The 18624-nt window shown below is 61.3% G+C and carries 16 protein-coding genes; 6 read left to right on the forward strand and 10 right to left on the reverse strand.

The window, feature by feature from the left end; genetic code table 11:
• Window positions 1–3 precede the first annotated feature (3 nt).
• The 5 genes from ACFVTG_RS12125 (at window position 4) to ACFVTG_RS12145 (ending at window position 5448) form a co-directional block, all read left to right on the forward strand.
• Entirely contained in the window at window positions 4–978 is a 975-nt protein-coding gene (locus tag ACFVTG_RS12125; RefSeq protein WP_332602298.1) for a sugar ABC transporter permease, read from the forward strand.
• Window positions 975–1871: a carbohydrate ABC transporter permease gene (locus tag ACFVTG_RS12130; protein WP_390280697.1), complete on the forward strand. Its 897-nt coding sequence runs from the start codon at window positions 975–977 to the stop codon at window positions 1869–1871. Before ACFVTG_RS12125 ends, ACFVTG_RS12130 begins: the two co-directional genes overlap by 4 nt.
• A 57-nt stretch (window positions 1872–1928) precedes the next feature.
• Window positions 1929–2645: a ThuA domain-containing protein gene (locus tag ACFVTG_RS12135; RefSeq protein ID WP_390280699.1), complete on the forward strand. Its 717-nt coding sequence runs from the start codon at window positions 1929–1931 to the stop codon at window positions 2643–2645.
• The gene (locus ACFVTG_RS12140; RefSeq protein ID WP_390280701.1) at window positions 2630–3727 is read left to right on the forward strand and encodes a Gfo/Idh/MocA family protein; all 1098 of its coding nucleotides are present in this window, start codon (window positions 2630–2632) and stop codon (window positions 3725–3727) included. The genes ACFVTG_RS12135 and ACFVTG_RS12140 overlap by 16 nt, the downstream gene beginning before the upstream one ends.
• Window positions 3728–3840: 113 nt before the next feature.
• The gene (locus ACFVTG_RS12145; RefSeq protein WP_390280703.1) at window positions 3841–5448 is read left to right on the forward strand and encodes an alpha-N-arabinofuranosidase; all 1608 of its coding nucleotides are present in this window, start codon (window positions 3841–3843) and stop codon (window positions 5446–5448) included.
• Between the two features lie 80 nt (window positions 5449–5528).
• Here ACFVTG_RS12145 and ACFVTG_RS12150 read toward each other — a convergent pair whose 3' ends face one another.
• The 9 genes from ACFVTG_RS12150 to ACFVTG_RS12190 form a co-directional block, all read right to left on the reverse strand.
• The gene (locus tag ACFVTG_RS12150) at window positions 5529–6491 is read right to left on the reverse strand and encodes a PDR/VanB family oxidoreductase (RefSeq protein WP_390280705.1); all 963 of its coding nucleotides are present in this window, start codon (window positions 6489–6491) and stop codon (window positions 5529–5531) included.
• Entirely contained in the window at window positions 6481–7683 is a 1203-nt protein-coding gene (locus tag ACFVTG_RS12155; RefSeq protein WP_284755887.1) for an aromatic ring-hydroxylating dioxygenase subunit alpha, read from the reverse strand. Before ACFVTG_RS12155 ends, ACFVTG_RS12150 begins: the two co-directional genes overlap by 11 nt.
• A gap of 115 nt (window positions 7684–7798) precedes the next feature.
• A complete protein-coding gene (locus tag ACFVTG_RS12160) occupies window positions 7799–8554 on the reverse strand; it encodes a hypothetical protein (protein WP_284755888.1) in 756 nt (251 codons plus the stop codon).
• Window positions 8547–9701, reverse strand: coding sequence for a helix-turn-helix domain-containing protein (locus ACFVTG_RS12165; protein ID WP_284755890.1), 1155 nt, complete (start codon window positions 9699–9701; stop codon window positions 8547–8549). Before ACFVTG_RS12165 ends, ACFVTG_RS12160 begins: the two co-directional genes overlap by 8 nt.
• Before the next feature lie 147 nt (window positions 9702–9848).
• Window positions 9849–10619: an SDR family NAD(P)-dependent oxidoreductase gene (locus tag ACFVTG_RS12170; protein WP_390280708.1), complete on the reverse strand. Its 771-nt coding sequence runs from the start codon at window positions 10617–10619 to the stop codon at window positions 9849–9851.
• Between the two features lie 308 nt (window positions 10620–10927).
• Window positions 10928–12457, reverse strand: coding sequence for an APC family permease (locus tag ACFVTG_RS12175; RefSeq protein ID WP_390280710.1), 1530 nt, complete (start codon window positions 12455–12457; stop codon window positions 10928–10930).
• Complete coding sequence (locus tag ACFVTG_RS12180) at window positions 12454–13833, reverse strand: flavin monoamine oxidase family protein (RefSeq protein ID WP_390280712.1); 1380 nt, start codon at window positions 13831–13833, stop codon at window positions 12454–12456. The genes ACFVTG_RS12175 and ACFVTG_RS12180 overlap by 4 nt, the downstream gene beginning before the upstream one ends.
• Window positions 13834–13848: 15 nt before the next feature.
• Window positions 13849–14196, reverse strand: a complete 348-nt coding sequence (locus ACFVTG_RS12185) for a cupin domain-containing protein (protein WP_284755896.1) — start codon at window positions 14194–14196, stop codon at window positions 13849–13851.
• Window positions 14197–14285: 89 nt separating this feature from the next.
• A complete protein-coding gene (locus tag ACFVTG_RS12190; RefSeq protein ID WP_390280714.1) occupies window positions 14286–15749 on the reverse strand; it encodes an aldehyde dehydrogenase family protein in 1464 nt (487 codons plus the stop codon).
• Between the two features lie 321 nt (window positions 15750–16070).
• Here ACFVTG_RS12190 and ACFVTG_RS12195 point away from each other — a divergent pair, with 321 nt between their 5' ends.
• Complete coding sequence (locus ACFVTG_RS12195) at window positions 16071–17690, forward strand: sigma-54-dependent Fis family transcriptional regulator (RefSeq protein WP_390280716.1); 1620 nt, start codon at window positions 16071–16073, stop codon at window positions 17688–17690.
• 32 nt (window positions 17691–17722) lie between these two features.
• Here ACFVTG_RS12195 and ACFVTG_RS12200 read toward each other — a convergent pair whose 3' ends face one another.
• A complete protein-coding gene (locus tag ACFVTG_RS12200; RefSeq protein ID WP_390280718.1) occupies window positions 17723–18592 on the reverse strand; it encodes a LysR family transcriptional regulator in 870 nt (289 codons plus the stop codon).
• Window positions 18593–18624 lie beyond the last annotated feature (32 nt).

Consider the following 18624-nt stretch of genomic DNA (forward strand, 5'->3'; position numbering starts at 1 on the left):
TCCATGACATCCACGAGCATCGCCGAGAGCGTCAAACGTGCACGCCGTGGGGTCGGACCGGCCGGGGCGGGACGCAAGCCCGGTCCGGCGCCCGCCGGTCGGGCCAGGAAACGGTTTACACCGCGTACCTGGACTCTCATAGCATTCGCAGCACCATCGCTCATCCTCCTCCTGCTCCTCAACGTCTACCCGCTCGTCTATGCCTTGATTCAAGCACTCCATGACGGCACCCTTCTCGACACCGGGCCCTTCGTCGGATTGAAGAATTTCGGCGACGTCCTCGCCCAGCCCTCGTTCTGGTCGGCGACGTCCTTCACCGTCGTCTTCACGATTGTTGGCGTGTTCGGCTCCTGGCTCGTCGGACTCGCGCTGAGCCTGCTGCTTCGCACCCACATCCCTGCCGGCGGGCTGTTCAAGGTACTGCTTCTCCTGCCGTGGATCGTTCCCACGGTGGTCTCCGCCACGTCGTGGAACTGGCTGGTTGCAACACCCCAGAGCCCGCTTCCGGTGATCGCTGAGCGTCTAGGCTTCGGAAACGTGCTCTTCCTGGCAGACCCGGTGCTTGCGCAGGTGGTCGTCTGCCTCTTCAAAGTGTGGATTTCGTTCCCGTTCATGATGATGATGATGTCCTCGGCTCTCGCCTCAGTCGACACGAACGTCTACGAAGCGGCGAAGGTCGACGGGGCGACAGGGTGGCAGTCGTTCCGGCTGATAACACTCCCGCTGATTGCGCGTACGACGTTTGTGTCGTGGATTCTGATGACGATCTTCTGCGTGAACGACTTCCCGACGATCTTCCTGCTCACCGGCGGGGGCCCGGCACATGCGACGACGTCGCTGGTCCTGCTCGCCTACCTCACCGTCTTCCAGAACTTCCAGACCGGGCCCGGCGTCGCCATCGCGTTCTTGATGACGTTCGTCCTCGTGGTGATCTCGGTCGTTCTTTACCGCCAGATCCGAAAGGTCAACGTCGAATGATAACGACCAGTGCTCCTCAAGAAGAAGTCCGAACGGGACCCACGGACAGGGCCGGAACTCCGGCCGACCGCCAGACCTCACAGGACATCCGTGAGAGAGGCAAGTGGCCCCGCTTCGTCTTGATCCTGCTCATGACCGCCGTCGTCCTGGTCCCGATCGTCGCCGTCTTCGGACTGTCGCTGACACCGTCACTCGGCTCGAACGCAGAAGGTCTCACCTTCGAGAACTTCGGGAACATCTTCACGCAGACGGCCGTCCTGACCTGGCTCGGCAACAGCCTTGTCATCACCGCCTGTACCGTCGTTGTCGCCGTCGCGGTCGCGGCTCCCGCCGGTTACGTTCTGTCCAGGGCCCGCAACCGGCTCGTGTCGGGATATTCGCTCATCCTGTTTGTCGTGCAGTCCCTGCCTGTCGTCACCTCGGCGATCCCGCTCTTCATCTTGTTCGCGAACCTTGGGTTGGTCGACAGCCTCTTTGGCGTCGTGATCATCTACGTCGGTGCCACGATGTCCGTCGCCATCTGGATGATGGCCGCCTACTACGACTCCATCCCCATCGCTCTCGAAGAAGCCGCCTGGATAGACGGTGCCACGATCTTCGGTTCGTTCACCCGCATCGTCCTCCGGAACTCCCTGCCGGGCGTCCTCTCAACCGCGATCTTCTCGTTCCTCCTGGCCTGGAACGACTACCTCATCGCCGTCGTGTTCCTCCGGTCCGACCCGAATTACACCCTTCCGGTCGGTTTGGAATCCTTCTTCCAGCAGAACGCCACCAACTGGGGCCTCGTCATGGCGGTCGCCGTCGTGATGATGCTCCCGCCGATCATCCTGTTCGCGTTCCTCAACAAGCACTTCTCGGTCGGCGGAATCGGCGGGTCGCTTTCCAGCCGCTGAGCGACGCCCGCAAGAACGCATCAACGAACCATGCCGCATGGCGGCAGCAAGGAAAACATGAGTACCCCTGATCCAGGATTCACGACCAAAACCGCACTCGTCGTGCGCGGCGGTTGGGACGGGCACCAACCCGTCGAGGCCACAAACCTCTTCATCCCGTTCCTCAAGGCGCGCGGCTACACGGTCCGCGTGGAGGAATCACCCGCAGTCTATGCTGACAGCTCCTACATGCCCTCGGTCGACCTCATCGTCCAGTCGAACACGATGACCTCGATCGAGAAGGAAGAGTTCGAAGGCCTCCGATCAGCCGTCGAAGCGGGAACGGGACTCGCAGGCTGGCATGGCGGCATCGCCGACTCCTATCGCAACAACTCCGACTATCTGCAGTTGATCGGAGGCCAGTTCGCTGCGCACCCCGGCAAAGCCCCCGAAGAGCTCACCGGCGAGCAGGCTGACAATTATCGCCCTCACACCATCAACTTGACCGAAGCTGCAGCCTCGCACCCCATCACCGAAGGCATCGGCGACTTCGAGCTGACCACTGAGCAGTACTGGGTACTCCACGACGACTACAACGACGTGCTCGCGACCACCACCCAAGCCGTCCGGCCCTGGGATCCGTGGAACCGCGAAATCACCTCACCCGCCATCTGGACTAGGCAGTGGGGCGAGGGCCGCATCTTCGTCTCTACTCCCGGTCACCGTGTCGACATCCTCGAGAACCCGAACGTCAAAACCATCATCGAAAGGGGACTGCTGTGGGCGTCCCGCTAACCGTCGGAGTCATCGGCGTCGGAAAGATCAGCGAACAGTACTTCGAAAGCCTCCCGAAGTTGCCCGGTCTCAAGCTCGTCGCTGTCGCAGACATCAACGAAGAACGAGCGCACGAGGTGGCGGCCGAGCAGGGCATCGAAGCCCTGACAGTCGATGAACTCCTTGCCGACGACCGAATCGACTCGATCATCAACCTGACCATCCCCGCCGCGCACGTCGAAGTCGGGACGCGGGCGCTCCACGCCGGCAAGCACGTCTTTGCCGAGAAGCCCCTCGCGCTGTCCCCGGAAGAAGCCCTCCCCATGCTGGAGCTTGCCGACTCTTTGGGACTTCGAGTCGGGAGTGCCCCCGATACGGTCCTCGGCACGGGCGTCCAAACTGCCCTGCAGCTGCTCAACGCAGGTGCCATCGGCGCACCGGTAGCGGCGCAAGTTCACTGGTCCGCACCCGGACACGAACGCTGGCACCCGTCACCCCTCTTCTACTACCAACCCGGCGGCGGCCCATTATTCGATATGGGTCCCTACTACCTGACCAGCCTTGTCATGTTCTTCGGACCCGTCGTCCGCGTATCGGGAGTAGCCACAAGGTCCGACCGTGCGCGAACCGTCGAGACCGGCCCCCTGGCCGGCACGCCGATTCCCGTCGAGATCGACACCCATGTCAGCGCGATCCTCGAGCACGCGAACGGGGTGACCACCACGATCACGGTCAGCTTCGAAGTCTGGGCCACGCGGACACCGCTCTTCGAGATCTACGGCACCGATGGCACCATCGCCGTCCCCGACCCGAACCGATTCTCCGACCCCGTCGAACTGATGACCCGGGAAGAACCTGAACGGCGTGAGGCGCCAACCTCCGCTGGTTACGAGGATGCCGGGCGCGGTTACGGCCTCGCAGACATGGCCAGAGCCATCGAGACAGACCGCCCACATCGGGCCTCCGGACGGGTAGCGTTCCACGTCCTCGAGGTCATGGATGCCATCACGCGCGCGAGTCAAGAGCGTCGGGTCATTGAAGTGGACAGCACGGTCGACAGGCCGGACGTCGTGCCCTTTGGTGCGGCACCCGACACCTGGTAGCCGCGCGGATCGCGCATGGCGCCCCGCGCCCTCGGGGTCAGGACCGGCCCTCTTCCGGCTCAACGTCCGGAAATCTAGCTAAATCTACTCATAGACTTTGGAGAATTTCGACCATGGCATCCTCGCCCCGGCTCGTCGTCAACCTGGACATCGCGGGCCCCACCATCAGCCGTCACGTCTACGGCCATTTCGCTGAACACCTTGGCCGTTGCATTTACGGCGGCTTCTGGGTGGGGGAGGACAGCGGTATCCCCAACACCCGGGGCATCCGGAATGACGTCGTGGAAGCCCTGCGCGAACTCCGGATCCCCAATCTGCGCTGGCCGGGCGGCTGCTTCGCCGATGAATACCATTGGCGTGACGGCGTCGGACCCCGTGAGCAGCGCCCGCGCATGGTCAATTCCCACTGGGGCGACGTCGTCGAGGATAACTCCTTCGGTACTCATGAGTTCATGGACCTCTGCGAGATGCTCGGTGCGGACGCCTACGTCAACGGCAATGTGGGTTCCGGCACCGTCCAGGAAATGAGCGAGTGGATCGAATACCTCACCCGCGCCGATGATTCACCCATGGCCGCCCTCCGACGGCAGAACGGCCAGGACGAGCCCTGGAAGGTCCCGTTCTTCGGCATCGGCAACGAGCCCTGGGGGTGCGGCGGCCACTTCCGCGCTGAGGCCTATGCAGATGTGGCCCGGCAGTACAGCACGTTCGTCCGTTCCCACAATGGCAACGAGGTGTACCGGATCGCGGCCGGTGCCAACGCCGATGACGTGGCCTGGACCAAAGCCCTGATGGAGGCTCTCCATGACAAGGGTGGCGTGGACCGCAAGGCGTTCCCATACCAAGGCATTTCCCTGCATTACTACACAATGTCCGGCCACTGGGACGCGAAGGGCTCTGCCACTGAATTCAGCGAGGAGGAGTACTGGAAGACCGTCAAGGCAGCCCAGCATATCGAGACCCTGCTGAGCGCCCACTCCACCATGATGGACGTCTACGACCCGCACAAAGCGGTGGGGCTGGTCCTGGATGAGTGGGGCACTTGGTGGGACGTGGAGCCCGGCACCAACCCCGGCTTCCTGTACCAGCAGAACACCGTCCGCGACGCCCTGGTGGCGGCCATCCATTTCGATTCCTTCCACCGCCACGCGGACCGCCTGGTCATGGCCAACATCGCCCAAACCGTGAATGTCCTGCAAGCCATGCTGCTCACCGATCCGGAGAGCGGCGCCCTGGTCAAGACCCCCACGTTCCACGTCTTCGCCATGAACGCAGGCCACCAGGACGCCGCGGTGCTGCACACGTACGTGGACTCCGGCGCTTCGTATGAGCTGGATGGTGCCCAGCTCCCGGCATTTACTGCGTCTGCCAGCACGAAGGACGGCCAGGTGCTCATCTCCGTGGCCAATCTTGGGCTGGAGGATGAGAGCGAGGTGGTCCTGGATCTGCGCGGCGGCCGGCTGGAGCACGTGGAGGCCTTGGTGCTCAGCGGTGACAGCGTCGCAGCGTTCAACGCGCCGGCGCACCCCTACGCCGTCGCTCCCCGTCCTCTGGAGGTGAAGGAACGCGACGGCCAGCTGGTACTCCGCCTGCCGGCCCACTCGTTCTCGACGGTTCGCGGCACACTGGCCGGTCAGATGCCCGAGACCGTTGTTTCCGCCGCTTCCGCTACGGTGACAATCGCGCCCGCCACGGGCAGCAAGCCCTGCCTCAACTGCTGAGCAGTATTAACACCTGGCAGACGGCCCAAGTAAGTGGTTGGTGGAAGTGAGTTTCTCTTCCGTTTACCCACCCTTGAACGCTAAACGTCGAGGACGAGTTCTGGCGTATTTGCACGGGACACGCAGATGAGCATCGTCGCCCCCGATTCACGGTCGGCATCGCCAAGGAGGAAGTCGCGGTGGTCAGGAACTCCGGCGATCACTTTGGTCTCGCATGTACCGCAAATGCCTTCCTTGCAGGAGGTCGGCACGACGATTCCGGCCCGCCCCAACGCATCTGTGATCGACTCACCAACAGCAACTTCACAAGTCACGCCGCTGCGCTCCGCGACGACGGTGAACACGCTTGAGCCCGCTTCCACGCCTTCGTCGAGGCTTCCGGCAGAAAATCTCTCCAGATGCAGTGTGCCGGTCGGCCACGTCCCACAGAGTTGCTGGACTGCGTCCAGAAGTCCCGTAGGTCCGCAGCAGTAGACTTTCGTGTCGAGCTGAGGCACTCCCAGGAGTGCCTGAAGGTCGATCCGGCCGAGTTCGTCTTGGGGCACTATTTGGACCCGTGACCCGTAGCGCTGGAGTTCGTCAAGGTAGGCCATCGAGTCTCGAGACCGGCCGCCGTAGACGAGGCTCCATTCGATGCCGTCTTCGTTGGCTTTTCTGATCATGGGCAAGATTGGGGTTATGCCGATACCGCCTGCGATAAAGAGCGCCCGCTCGCTGCTGCTAACTGCGAAGGGGAAGTTGTTCCGCGGTCCGCGCACGGTCACTGCGTCGCCCACCTGGAGATCGTTGTGCACGTATTCTGACCCTCCGCGACTTTCGGGAGCCAAGAGCACCGCCACCTCATACGAGTCGGTTTCGTTGGTGTCGTTACAGAGCGAGTAATGGCGGATCAGCCCGTTAGGCAGCTCGAATTCGAGATGTGCACCCGGATCCCAATTGGGGAGTGGAGCACGGTCGCCGCGCGCAAGGCGCAGCGACCGCACACCGGCGGCCACAAGTGAAGCCGCCGTGATCTCAAGAGAGAGCTCCAGGTCAGATGACATGGGAGGCGCCCAAGCTAATCTGTAGTGGTTTCTCCCAACGACCTGTCAGATAGGCTGTGGCGAGTTGGGCTTGGAAAGCACGGACGCCGTCCTCGCGTTCATCGAACGGACCTGGGCGGTAACCGTCAGTGAGCATGCCCTGGTAAACGGACTCGCAGGCGCCGAAGTCCTGCTTGTTGGTGATGTCCCAGAAGTCCGCAGCGAAGGACGGGTCAAATCCCGGCCGCTCGGCAACCTCGCGCGGGAAGTACCACGTGCACTCCACCCACGTCTCGCCCGGGGAAAGTGGCACGAGCCGATGGGTCATCACGTAGTCCGGCTGGAGCGTCAGTAGCAGGTTGGGGGCGAGCATGAAGTAGAGCGTCCAGCGGGCCTGCTCGTCATCAATTCCGACGATGCGGTCGCCGCCGCTGCGGCCGTCGAGGCTGTTCGTGTCCGCGTCGTCACGAAACTCCAGGCCGCCGCCCAGCCACATGCCTGTCTGATGCAGGCCCATTGCGGATTCCGGCGGGGCGACGCGGCAGAGCTCGGGGTGAATTGACGGGCAGTGGTAGCACTCGAGGTAGTTCTCGACGACGGTCTTCCAATTGGTCTTGAGAGTGTAGTTGTGTGACTCACCGACAACCATATCCGTGGGGTCCCATGGAGCCACCACCTCGGTCAGATTGCCGACCCACTCGCTGAACTCAGGGGCGTCACCGGAGGCGTTGATGAAGATCCAACCGAACCACTCGACGGATCGGACCTCGAGCAGCGGCCACTCCTCCTTGTTGAAGTTCTCGGTGTCCATGAACTGGGTCGCCGACCGAAGCTCCCCATTGAGGCCGAAAACCCAAGCGTGGTACGGGCACTGCACCAACTTCTTGTTCGTGCACGCGCCCACCGGAAGCAATTCGTGGCCGCGGTGGCGACAAGCGTTGTAGAAGGCATGGAGGGCGCCGGAATCGTCGCGGGTCAGCAGGATGCCCTGGGTGCCGACTCGGACGGCACGCTGGTCCCCTGCCTTGGCGACGTCGCTGCTGCGGCCGACGCAGACCCACGCGGCCTCGAGGAGGTGCTTGCGCTCCCAGTCAAGAATGTCCTGTGATAAGTAGGCGTCTGCGGGCAGCGTCCGGGCGTCCGAGAGTCGTTCTTCGAGCACAATGTCCAGGTCGGATTTGGTGAGGGGTGCCGGTGGCAGTGAAGTGGTCACTTGTCGTCTCCATCGTCGATAGTCGAGCTGATAGGGACTAACGTTATTCAGGCGCACTGCGCATCAACATAGGCATGCGCACCGTTCAAGCCGCCCTAACTGTGCGCGCCCACATTCACGATTGGGACTTCGCGTGCTCGACGAGCAGATTGTCTGAGAGTGGCGTCTGTAGTCCGAAGGTGACGCCGAAGGGATCCGCGAGCAGCGCGAAGGGACCTAGGGCAGACTCCGTGACCGGCACACGAACCCTGGCCCCGAAGTCACTCAGGCGCGCAACCTCCCCTTCTAAATCAAGCACCCGCCAGTACGGAATCCAGTGCGGTGGGACGGATTCCGGGAGAACATCAAGCATGTCGACCACACCCGCGACTGGCTCATCGCCCCAGGCCAGGAATCGGTAGTCGCCCGGGGTTGGCTTCAGTTCATGAATTACACGACACGACAATGCGTTCGCGTAATAGTTCGCGGCTTCCTTTGCCCGTGGCGTGTAGAGATCGACAAACGCCACCTGCCCGAGTCTCTGCGGTTGCGGCTTAGAGCCGACAAGCTCAGCGAGCACGAAAAGCGCTCCAGCGGGCGCCGAGTACACACTCAGGTCCTGCCCACCTACAGCCAATTTGGCCACCAAGTCGGCGCCGAAATCTAGGGCTCGGCGAGCCGATGCGTCCTTGTCAGTGCTCCCGAAGCACGGAATCCAGCAACCTGATGGGGGTATCGGCGCGTCGACTGACGGTACGAAGGACACCGTTTGGCCGGAGTCTGAACCTTCGTGCAATCGGTCCATTACCAAGTTGAAAAACGCGCGTGTTGCGCCCGTGTCTCCGCCTAAGAAGAGGACGCTCTCCATGGCGACCCGGACGTTGTTAGTCATCCTGAACTGTACCTCGTTCGAAAAGGGAGGAGAGATTGGCGCTGGAGCGAAGATCCAGACCTGACGTGGCCAGCCAGAAGTGAGCGTAGTTGCTTGGCGATGACACGTCGCGTCCGGTGAGTTCTTCGATTAGCCGCAGGCGGTTGCGCAGGGTGTTTCTGTGTACGAAGAGCGCAGCTGCCGTCGCGCTCATGTCGCCGTCTTCTGCGAGGTAGCAGCGGAGTGTGTCTACCAGCAGGGTGTCGTTCTTTCGGTCGTACTCCACCAACGGAGCCAGAGCTTCGGCCGAGAGGTCGCGAAGCGGTACCCCTGCCTCCAGACTAGCTATCAGGAGGGCCGTCGCCAGATCTTGCGTCCGATGCACATGAACACCGTACCCTTCAGCCAGCGCGTTGCGCGCCTCGAAGTAGCCTAGCCTCAGGCCCCGCACTCCAACGCGCGGCTTACTTACACCGACTCGTGCGTTGGGCCCGAGCCTGGCCAAATGTTCGTGGCAGAGCCGCGCCACGAACAGGCCGGCTTGTTCTGGAACGACTAGTACCAATCTGTCGTCCACGATCGTCCGCAGGTGCGGATCGTTCTGCTGGGTCAGCAAGGTGTGCAGGTTCCAGGGGTACGACCGGAGCCGGCGAGGCGAACCATCGGCGGACCCGACGACGACCTCGTGCGGCTTGGCTACGTCCAGGCCGTGGTCAAGGAGTCGTCGCGCGCCTTCTTTTTCGCCGAGGTAACCGGCAATCACGTCTTCAAGGACTTGGCCCAACAGCTCTCTTCGCCCGCTCAAGATGGCGTGCCGTCGTGACAGTTCGATACCTGCCAGGGTGGCGGCAAAAGTGAGGAGCTTCGTCGACGCGCCTTGTCCACGCATGGCCAGCACGGCGACTGGTTCCCCTTCCAGCTCAACCGACCGAAGGATGCATCCGGCGACGGGACTGTCCGGAGGAGGCGATACGGCGACGAGTTCCTTCGCCATCCATTCCGCTCGCTCAGGTACACTCACCAGCACGCCGCCACGCAGATCGATCACAGCCACAGGCGCAGAAGAGATGCGGTATAACGCCCTCACCAGCGCATGCAGCGGCCGTTCGGCGGTGAGCGCGTCGGCCAATGCCCGGTGGTCGGCGAAATCTGAATCGGCCGCCCTCATGATTCGAATCATACCTTCTGGACGGCTACAGAACCCGACGACGATTCGGTTACCAAAGGGGTCCGCAAGTCGGGTACCGCTGTTGTGTCGAAGCAGCGTTGCGGCGCTTGGGCTCTTGCGTCATCCAGTCGGTTCACGTCGGCTGAGTCAAAGGACAGGCTGGCGGGCCAACGTACCGCCATCAACCGTGAGCGTTTCACCGGTCATGTATGCGGAGGCGTCGGAGATCAGGAAGCCAACAACGGTCGCGATCTCCTCGGGCAGTCCGAACCGGCGCATCGGTGCCCATCGCGCAACCACGTCATCGGACAGGCCGGTGATCCAGGGCTCCGCCATCGGCGTTCGGATCAGGCCGGGAGCAACGCAATTGACGCGGATGCCTGCATCTGCGAGCTCGATAGCGGACGTCCTTGTGAGTGAAATCAACCCCGCTTTTGAGGCGTTGTACGCCGCGAAGTTGGCCTCCGGTGCCAAACCGTTGATAGAAGCGATGTTGACGATAGAGCCATGGCCCGCGGCCCTCATCACCCGCGCAGCAGCGGCGGAAGTCAGCGCCGGTCCGCGCAGGTTCGTGTGCATCGTCGAATCCCAGTCCGCGGCCGTCACGTCGACAAGCGCCGTCGACTCGAAGATCCCGGCGTTGTTCACCAGGGCATCGACCCCGCCGAAGAGATCGACACATCGCCCAACGACTTTGGAGCCCACTTCAGGGTCAGCAAGATCGGCTACCATTCCTTCAGCAGTACCGCCGACTTGCTTGAGCTCAGCGGCTACTGCCTGCGCCTCGGAAGCACTACGCGAACAGACCAGGACACGGTTGCCGCGTCGGGCGAAGTGCTCTGCGCACGCGCGACCAATTCCTCTGGTTCCTCCGGTGACAATCACGCGCCGGCTTGCGTGGTTTTCGGTGTCGGCCACGTCTACTTCCTTTCGAGTTAGTCGTTTGTGCTAGTTACGCAAATGAGTCAAGGCAGCGGGTAAAGAATGATGGGATTGAAACGGCGGAAGAGTCTTGCATGACGTCGTCTACGATGCTTTTGCAATGCCATGTCCAGCCTTCTTCTCGTTATGAGCGCAGCCCATCTTCATCTTTAAATCTGAAGGGTGGACATGAAGAGCGGCCCGGCAGCGGCACAAGAAGCGACTACGCCCAGGCATATGCGGGCTCGCATCCGATGCCGGCCAGACCGCCCTTCACAGGGTTTTCGATTCGGCTCACATGATGTCTACAACTGAGCTGATCGTGCTTGCCGCCGACGCTCACGCTCCGCCTGGACCTGGCGCATTTCCTCTTCGAGGGCGATAGCGTCTTCGCCTTCTGGCAACGCGGGCGAAGGAAGGCGCCAGGCCATCGGCTTCTTGTCCTGGACCACGCGTCGGTAGATGTAGAGCACGACGGACAGGAGCAGGATAGCGACAGCGACGAGGGTGTCGCGGAAGTCGCCGTAGCCGAGGAGCTCAGGATTGGCGACGCCGACGACGGTGATGACGATGTTGAATGCAACCAAGATGACGACCACCGCGATCCAGCCACGACCGCGGCGGATCGGACGCGGCCAGTTCGGGCGGTCCTTGCGCAGCAGGAGGAAAGCGGACAGACCAAGGATGATCGACAGCAGGTAGCCAAGGTTGCTGGCCAGCAAGATGCTCACGGGTGCCCCGACAAGTACCATGACCGTGGCGTTCAGGAGCACGTCCAAAGTGAGGGACCGTCCGGGCACTCCCCAGCGGTTCACCCAGTGGAGCTGCTTGATGGTCATACCTTCTTCAGCTAGGCCGTAGAGTGCCCTGCCGCCGTCGGCCGTCGTGGAGATGATCGCGATCAGCAGGGCGGATCCGATCACGATGGTACCGATCCAGCTGGCGCCGCCGAAGGCTTCGCCGAACGCCACCGACACATAAGTCACCGGGTTGTCGCGCACCGCTCCCTCACCGATGGTGCCGGCGAGCACGGTCGGGACCACGCAGAACAACACGATCATGAACATCGAGATGCGAGTCATGGCCTTGGAGGTGTCGCTCGACGTGTTCTTATACTCTGGCGCGAAGGACGCGACAATCTCACTGGCGTAAACCGCCCAAGCGGTCACGTACAAGACGACTGCGACCGTGCGCCAGTCTCCGTTGACATACCAGGTCATGTTGCTGGCCGACCAGTGCAGCGATGGGCTAACTAGGCACGCGACCGTCACCACGGCGAGGCCGACGATGACGAAGGCGCCCAGAAACTTGTTCACGGTTGCGCCGAACTTGAGGCCGAAGTAGTTGAAGGCCCAGGCGAACAACATGGCGCCGAGAGCAATGATGTGCTCGAGGCCGAGTTGGTTTCCGAGGATGCTGAAGCTCAGGTTATTGCTCGGGAACCACGTGGCCTTGATGAGTTGCCCTAAGACAACTGAGGCCATCGAGATCGACAGGGACCAGCCAATCCAGTACCCGAACGCCGCCATGGCTCCTAGCGGAGCGAAGTACCGCTTCCAGCCCTCGATCGCATAGCGGGCTACGCCACCCGAGTCCCGAGGGAACATCGCCGCCATCTCGGAGAATACGAAGCACTGGAGCAGGGCGATGACGGCTCCCACGCACCACACGGTGATCGCGGTCCAAGCGCCAACGACTCCAAGAAGGTATCCGAAGGTTACGAATAGGCCCGTGGGCAAGGTCAGTGCAAGCGCCATTCCGTCACGCCAGGTCAGGGTCTTAGCGAGCCGGCGACGCTCGGTAACAACCTCGGTAACGACCTCGGTCTCGGTCATATTGAAGTCTTTCTGTGTGAGTGCGCTGTATCTGAGGCAGGAGCGCTGTGAGAGGAGGTGCTGAGCAACTGTGTGTGGACCTCACGGCCGGCGCGGATGCCGGACTCGATGGCACCGTCTATGAAGCCGTTCCACCCGTTAGCGATATCCGATCCGGCGAAGAACACGCGACCTTCGGCCTGTTGGAGTTCGGAAAGGTACGCGACCGTCTGGCCAGGTCGGAACATGGACCAGGTGCCCTGGGAAAACTCGTCATTTGCCCAGTTGTGCCCGGTGGTTTCCACGATCTCGAGGTCTCCGAAGATCTTGCCAAGTTCCTCACGCACCATCCCGGCATTGGAGGCGTCTGTGTTTGCCCCATCGGGACCGAACGCAATCAGTATTTGGCCGTCGTCGAAGATTTTGTCCGTTACGACATAGTTGATCAGATGGTTGTCGGGGGCGACCGCGAAGAAAGGCTTGGGCAGGTTACCGCGGACCCGCACCCAGACTTTCGAGCCGCGGCCGGCTTGCCGCTCAGCACTGACCGTTCGCTTGCCGGGCGAGAGTTCCGGAGTGAACTTGATGGACCCGAGTGTGTTGATCGGAACAGCCATAACGACTCCCGACGCTTGGAGAACCTCGCCGTCACGCGTGACGACGCGGACGCCTTCATCGTTCTGTTCGACTGAAGCAACCGGGGTGCTTAAGCGAATTTCTGCGAGGGAGTCGTCAGCGATTGCCTCAATCAAAGATCGGGTACCGTCCTTAAACTTGTACCGTCCCACGGCGTCAAACATGGACCCGATATTGAAATCGCTCAGTGCGTACCAGCGCATGGCTGCAACGACGCCGACCTCATTGCATGGAGCGGAACCCATGGCACCCCAAAGCCCGTTAGCAAGGTCTTTTTCCTCCTGGGAGATGTCCAGCGAGTCGATGCGATCCTGGATCGACAGCTTGTCGACCTCTGCGAGGGCTTCCGGATGCAGGAAAGGCTCGAACGGCCTATCGAAGACCTCGCGGGCACCTGCGACCACTTTTTCCATCACGGCGTTGATTGAGTCGGCCACCTCGTCGTACTTTCGGATGCTCTGCTTACCACCGGTCACCGTGGCTGCCAGTTCCGGCCCAGAGACGCCAACGGTCTCGACCAACTGGAGGCCGTAGCGGGTGATTTCCGAGTACACGTGGGGTTGGAACCAGTGCACCCAGGTGCCACCCAGCTCCAGCGAATAACCCGGAAGTGCATCATCCTTGTACCAAGTGCGTCCACCGAGGCGGTCGCGACCTTCTAGCAGCGCGACCTTGTAGCCTTGGCGGCCGAGTTCGCGTGCAGCAGTGACGCCGGCAAATCCGCCGCCGATGACAATGACGTCGTATGATTTATTGCTCATTTTCTTCTGCTACCTTTATCCGCTGATTACAAAGAACTTTTTGATGGGCTCATGAACGTGAGCAACGGTCTTTGTTCCCTTCGGAAACGATGCGACGTCGCCTGCTTTCAGGGAGACCGACTCGCCACCTATCACCTCGACGGTCATGCGACCCTCTAACATGTAGACAGATTCGTCACCGAGGAGCTCGTCTTCCACCCCGCAGGGCTCGCAGGTGAAGAGGCCGACGTAGAGTTGACCTTCGCCGTCTGTGGACGTCCGGAGCCATTGAACCTTGGCGGCCGGTGTTCCGTAGAGAACATTCTCCAAGGGGTAGTCCTCGGGAGGACTGAGGTGTTCTGTTGAAACCGATAGTTCAATCATTTGCGTTTCTTGCCTTCCTAATCATTCTGATTCGCTCTGCTTTGTGTGGCCAGACCGGCCGCGAAAAAGCAGTGTGGTTCCTGAATGGTTCAGTGATCTGAGTACGCCTTCTTGGCGATGTGAATGACGGAGCTGTCCGTGTACTCCAGAAGTCCATCGATCCCGAATTCGACACCCAAGCCGGACTGTTTGCGGCCGCCGAACGGCACATCGGGCGCGACTGCCGAGTGCGTGTTCACCCAAACTGTCCCGCTCTCAAGTTGCCGCGCAACGGTTGTGGCACGTTCCACGTCGCTGCCCCAAACAGAGTTTCCGAGGCCGTAGTCGGTTCGGTTGGCCCGTTCGATGACCTCATCGATGTCGTCGTACTTCAGGACGCTGCGTATCGGGGCGAAGGTCTCTTCGGCGACAAGCGGACTGGTCTCCTCAATGTCGCGCACCACGGTGAGTTCGACGAAGTAACCAGGCCTGTCGATCACGTTTCCGCCCGCGATGATTTTTCCGTCGCGGGCAGCGATGCCGAGTGCGTTCTTGGCGGTCTGGAATTGGCGCGCATTCTGCAGCGGCCCGAATTCGTTATCCCGGTTGAGCCCGGGGCCGATCTTCGCCTTCTCAGCGAGCCGGGCGAGCTCAGTGCAGAACTCGTCGTACTGCGAAGAGTGCACGTAGATTCGCTTGATGTTGATGCACACCTGACCCGTGTTCCAGAACGCCTTCTCAAAGATCCGCTGGGCGACGGCGGGGATGTCTGCATCGTCGAGCACCACAGCCGCGTCGTTGCCGCCAAGTTCGAGGACTACTCGCTTGACGGTGTCACCACTCGCCATGACTTTCCGACCCACGGCGGTTGAGCCAGTGAAGGAGACCTTTGCGATCGACGGGTGCGCGCTAAGGAATGGCCCGATTTCGCCGCCGTCGCCCACCACGTTGACCACGCCTGCTGGCACCAGATCGTGGACGATTTCGGCCACAACCATCGCGTTGAGCGGGGTGGTCGGCGCCGGCTTGATGACGATTGTGTTGCCCGCAAGCAGCGCCGGAGCGAGCTTGTAGATGGTCTGGAAGAACGGAAAGTTCCACGGAATGATCGCAAGAACAACACCTAGGGGCGTGCGGTGGACCTCGATGCGCGACTCGTCATCCTCGCGGAGGACCTCCGGGTCCAGACGAAGGCTGTTGAAGTACCGCAGCCATGTCACCGCCGCGTCGACGTCACCCTCAGCTTCAGCAATCGGCTTGCCGTTCTCGAGGGTAATGATCTGCGCGATCTCCAGGCGGCGCTCTTCGATCCGCACCGCGATCTGTTCCAGGATATTAGTCCGGTCACCATGCGTGGTCTTTTGCCAGCCCGCGAACGCTCGGGCGGCTGCGAGGCATGCTTCGTTTGCCTGGCTCTCGTTCGCGACCGGAGCTACGGCGAACGCTTCGCCAGTCGCAGGGTCGATGACAGGCTGGCTGGATGCGCCCTCGAGCAGCCGCCCGTCGATGAGTTGCTTGAATGACCTGTCGGATAGCTCGGTCTTGGTCCGTACGGGATCCATCTGGAGCGTCATCTGGGCTCCCTCTCCATTGAGTACTGATTGCTTGTAGCCGATCACGCTGATCGGCGATAGCGATATCGTCCTCCAACACCCATGTGAGTAACTGTTCAGGAATCGGACACCTGACGTTCTTGCAGCGTTCCAATGCGGAGATCTGGGCTGAGCCGCCCGGTGCCGTCCGGTCGATCCACCTGCCAAGGTCTTCGCCCGGCGAACCGACTCTGGCGGAGGATTGACGGCCCGTGCGAGCATTGATATACCCCTGCTCGGAAAGAAAGCCATATGCCCATCCGTGAATTTGTCGGAAATCCGATGCCCGAAGGTGACTCGCCCATGGATCCGGACATCCGGCAGTCGTGGTATCGATCGACCCTAGCCGGACTGAACCCGGGCAGCCAGATCGTCATTGATCAACTCGTCGACATGAATCTCGGCTCCCGACTCATGCGGGCAGCCACGCCGGTCCTCGAAGGTCTAGAGAACCAGCTACACGACTCCAATTTCGGGCTTCTGCTTGCCGACAACGAGGGCTACATCCTGCATCGCACCTTCGGCACACCACATTTGGCCGCCGCGTCGGATCGTCTGGGGGTGTTGGTTGGCGCCCAAATCACAGAACAGACAAGCGGCACCAACGCGATCTCGACACCAATCGAGACCAGGCGCGGTGTTTTCGTGCTGGGGGAACAGCACTTTCTGGAATGCCTGCGCGACCAGATTTGCTTCGGTCTCCCGATCTTTCAGCTTGGCACAAGGCGTTTGGAAGGCGTGATCAACATAATGGGTCCGGGACGTGAAAGCCCGGCCCTGATGAAGCCCGTACTCACCGCTGCGGTCCGGGAGATCCAACAGAGGCTCTTAACTACGTACTCGGACGCGCAAGTTGCGCTCCTGCTCGCCTTTCGAGCTGCATGTGAAAGCCATCGCCGAATGCCGGTGGTGGCGGTCGAGCCAAGCGAGACTTTCACCAACGGTGCGGCGGCCACGGAGTTACAAAGCAATGACCTCGCCGTGCTAAAAGAGTTCGCTGCGCAACACGGCGTGGTCTTCGGTGACCGAGTGCGGATGGACTTGAGCATTGGACAGCGAACGGTCCTCGTAGAGAGGGTCTCGGATCAGGGTGCGGTGTTCCGCGTTCTGCGAGACGAAGAAGATACCCTGGCTGTGCCCCGCGCTTCAGTTCGATACCGAACCGTCGGTGACCAACTTACCGAGACGCTCATCCGCGCACGCGCTGCCTCCGGCCATGTGCTCGTCTCCGGTGAGCCAGGATCGGGCCGCACCACCGCAGCTCACAGCGTGACAGGTGACGATTTCGTCCAAGTGATTGACGCCAGCGAAGCTGTCGTCAACGGCGCAAAGAAGTGGGCAGCGAGTCTTCAGAGCTTGGCAGAGCAATCGCCGGCCAGCCTCGTCGTCGAGTCGGTCCACCTTCTTGATGCGCGGTTGCTCCGGGTGCTGTCAGACGCTATGGAGCAAACGAGCACACGACTAGTGCTGACGAGCGATACTGGAGTAGATTCACTTGCTGCGGTCGTGACGCACTGTCGTTCGGTTATCGATCTGCCAACGCTGCGGCAACGCCGACTCGAGCTGGCTTCGATAATAGGGGCGATGCTGTCAGATCGCGGCGCCAAGAACATTAGGTTCACACCCCCGGCTCTGGCGGCCCTGTCAGCCCACGACTGGCCCGGCAACTACAAAGAGTTACAGGGTGTGTTAGACGAAGTTCTTGCCGCGCGGTCAGCCGGCGATGTGACTCTTAGCGACATTCCGGAGCGGTATCGAACGCCTGGCCGCCGCCGGAATCTGGGGCTCCTGGAGCAGGCTGAGTTCGACACTATTCGCAAGGTTCTGGTGCAAGTGAGGGGCAATAAGGTTCAAGCTGCAGGGCTGCTTGGCATCAGCCGCTCCACCCTGTATTCGCGGATGAAAGCACTCGGGCTCCAGTAACTCCCGGAGAGCGCAAAGAGCCGCGCACCGGATTACATCAGAGACAACCTCACAGCTTCGGTGAAATCGGGGATGTTTGGATGCGGGTCTCCTTTTCGCCAAGCCAGAACAACGGGCACTCGCGGGGCATCCGATAAGGTGCGGAAATCAATTTGCGGATGAGTATAAAAGCGTGCGGTCGACGCTGGAGTGATACCGATACCCCGACCCAGCGCAATCGCTTCCATCCACTCGTCAATATTGCGGACGCGCACGATCTTGGTGGGCATGTCTGCCTCATCCCACAGAGTGACACTGGTGGTACCCGCGAGGACGTTCATCACCAACGTCTCGCGTGACAGCTCCTTGAGGCCGATGGCGCTTCGTCCAGTGAGTCGATGACCAGCCGGAAGTGCCACCATCCTGGGTTCCTCAGTCAGCACCAGCGTTTCAAGCGCCGGGTTGTTCGGGGCGCCGAGAAGAAAAGCCAGATGGCATCGTCCCTCAGAGAGCCTCGCCATCGGGTCGTCGTAACGGCGAATGTCCACCTGAATGCCCGGATGCATGTTTTCAAAGGTCCTGACCGCCGGTCCTGTTATCTCCGCAAGAGGACCGGCGAAACAAATGCGCAAAACCAAAGAGGTGCCGGTAGCCGCGTCCGCGCCTTCTTGTAGGGCCCTCAAGCAGAGCTGAGCGTAGGCGAGGAGACGTGTCCCTGCCGGGGTCAGGGTAACGGAACGGCGGTCACGGCGCACTAGAACGGTTCCCAGAATCTGCTCGAGGCTAGCAATGGTCCGGCTCAGGGACGGCTGGGTGGTTCGAAGCCGTTCTGCCGCACGGGTGAAGTTCAGGTCTTCTGCGATGGCGACCAGAGCCCGGAGATGACGGAACTCAATGTTGAGAAGCCGATTTTCGAGATCCATCCCTTATACGTACCACGCATAAGGGATGTGAA

It is taken from the genome of Arthrobacter sp. NPDC058127, from assembly GCF_042884555.1.
Classification (GTDB): Bacteria; Actinomycetota; Actinomycetes; order Actinomycetales; family Micrococcaceae; genus Arthrobacter.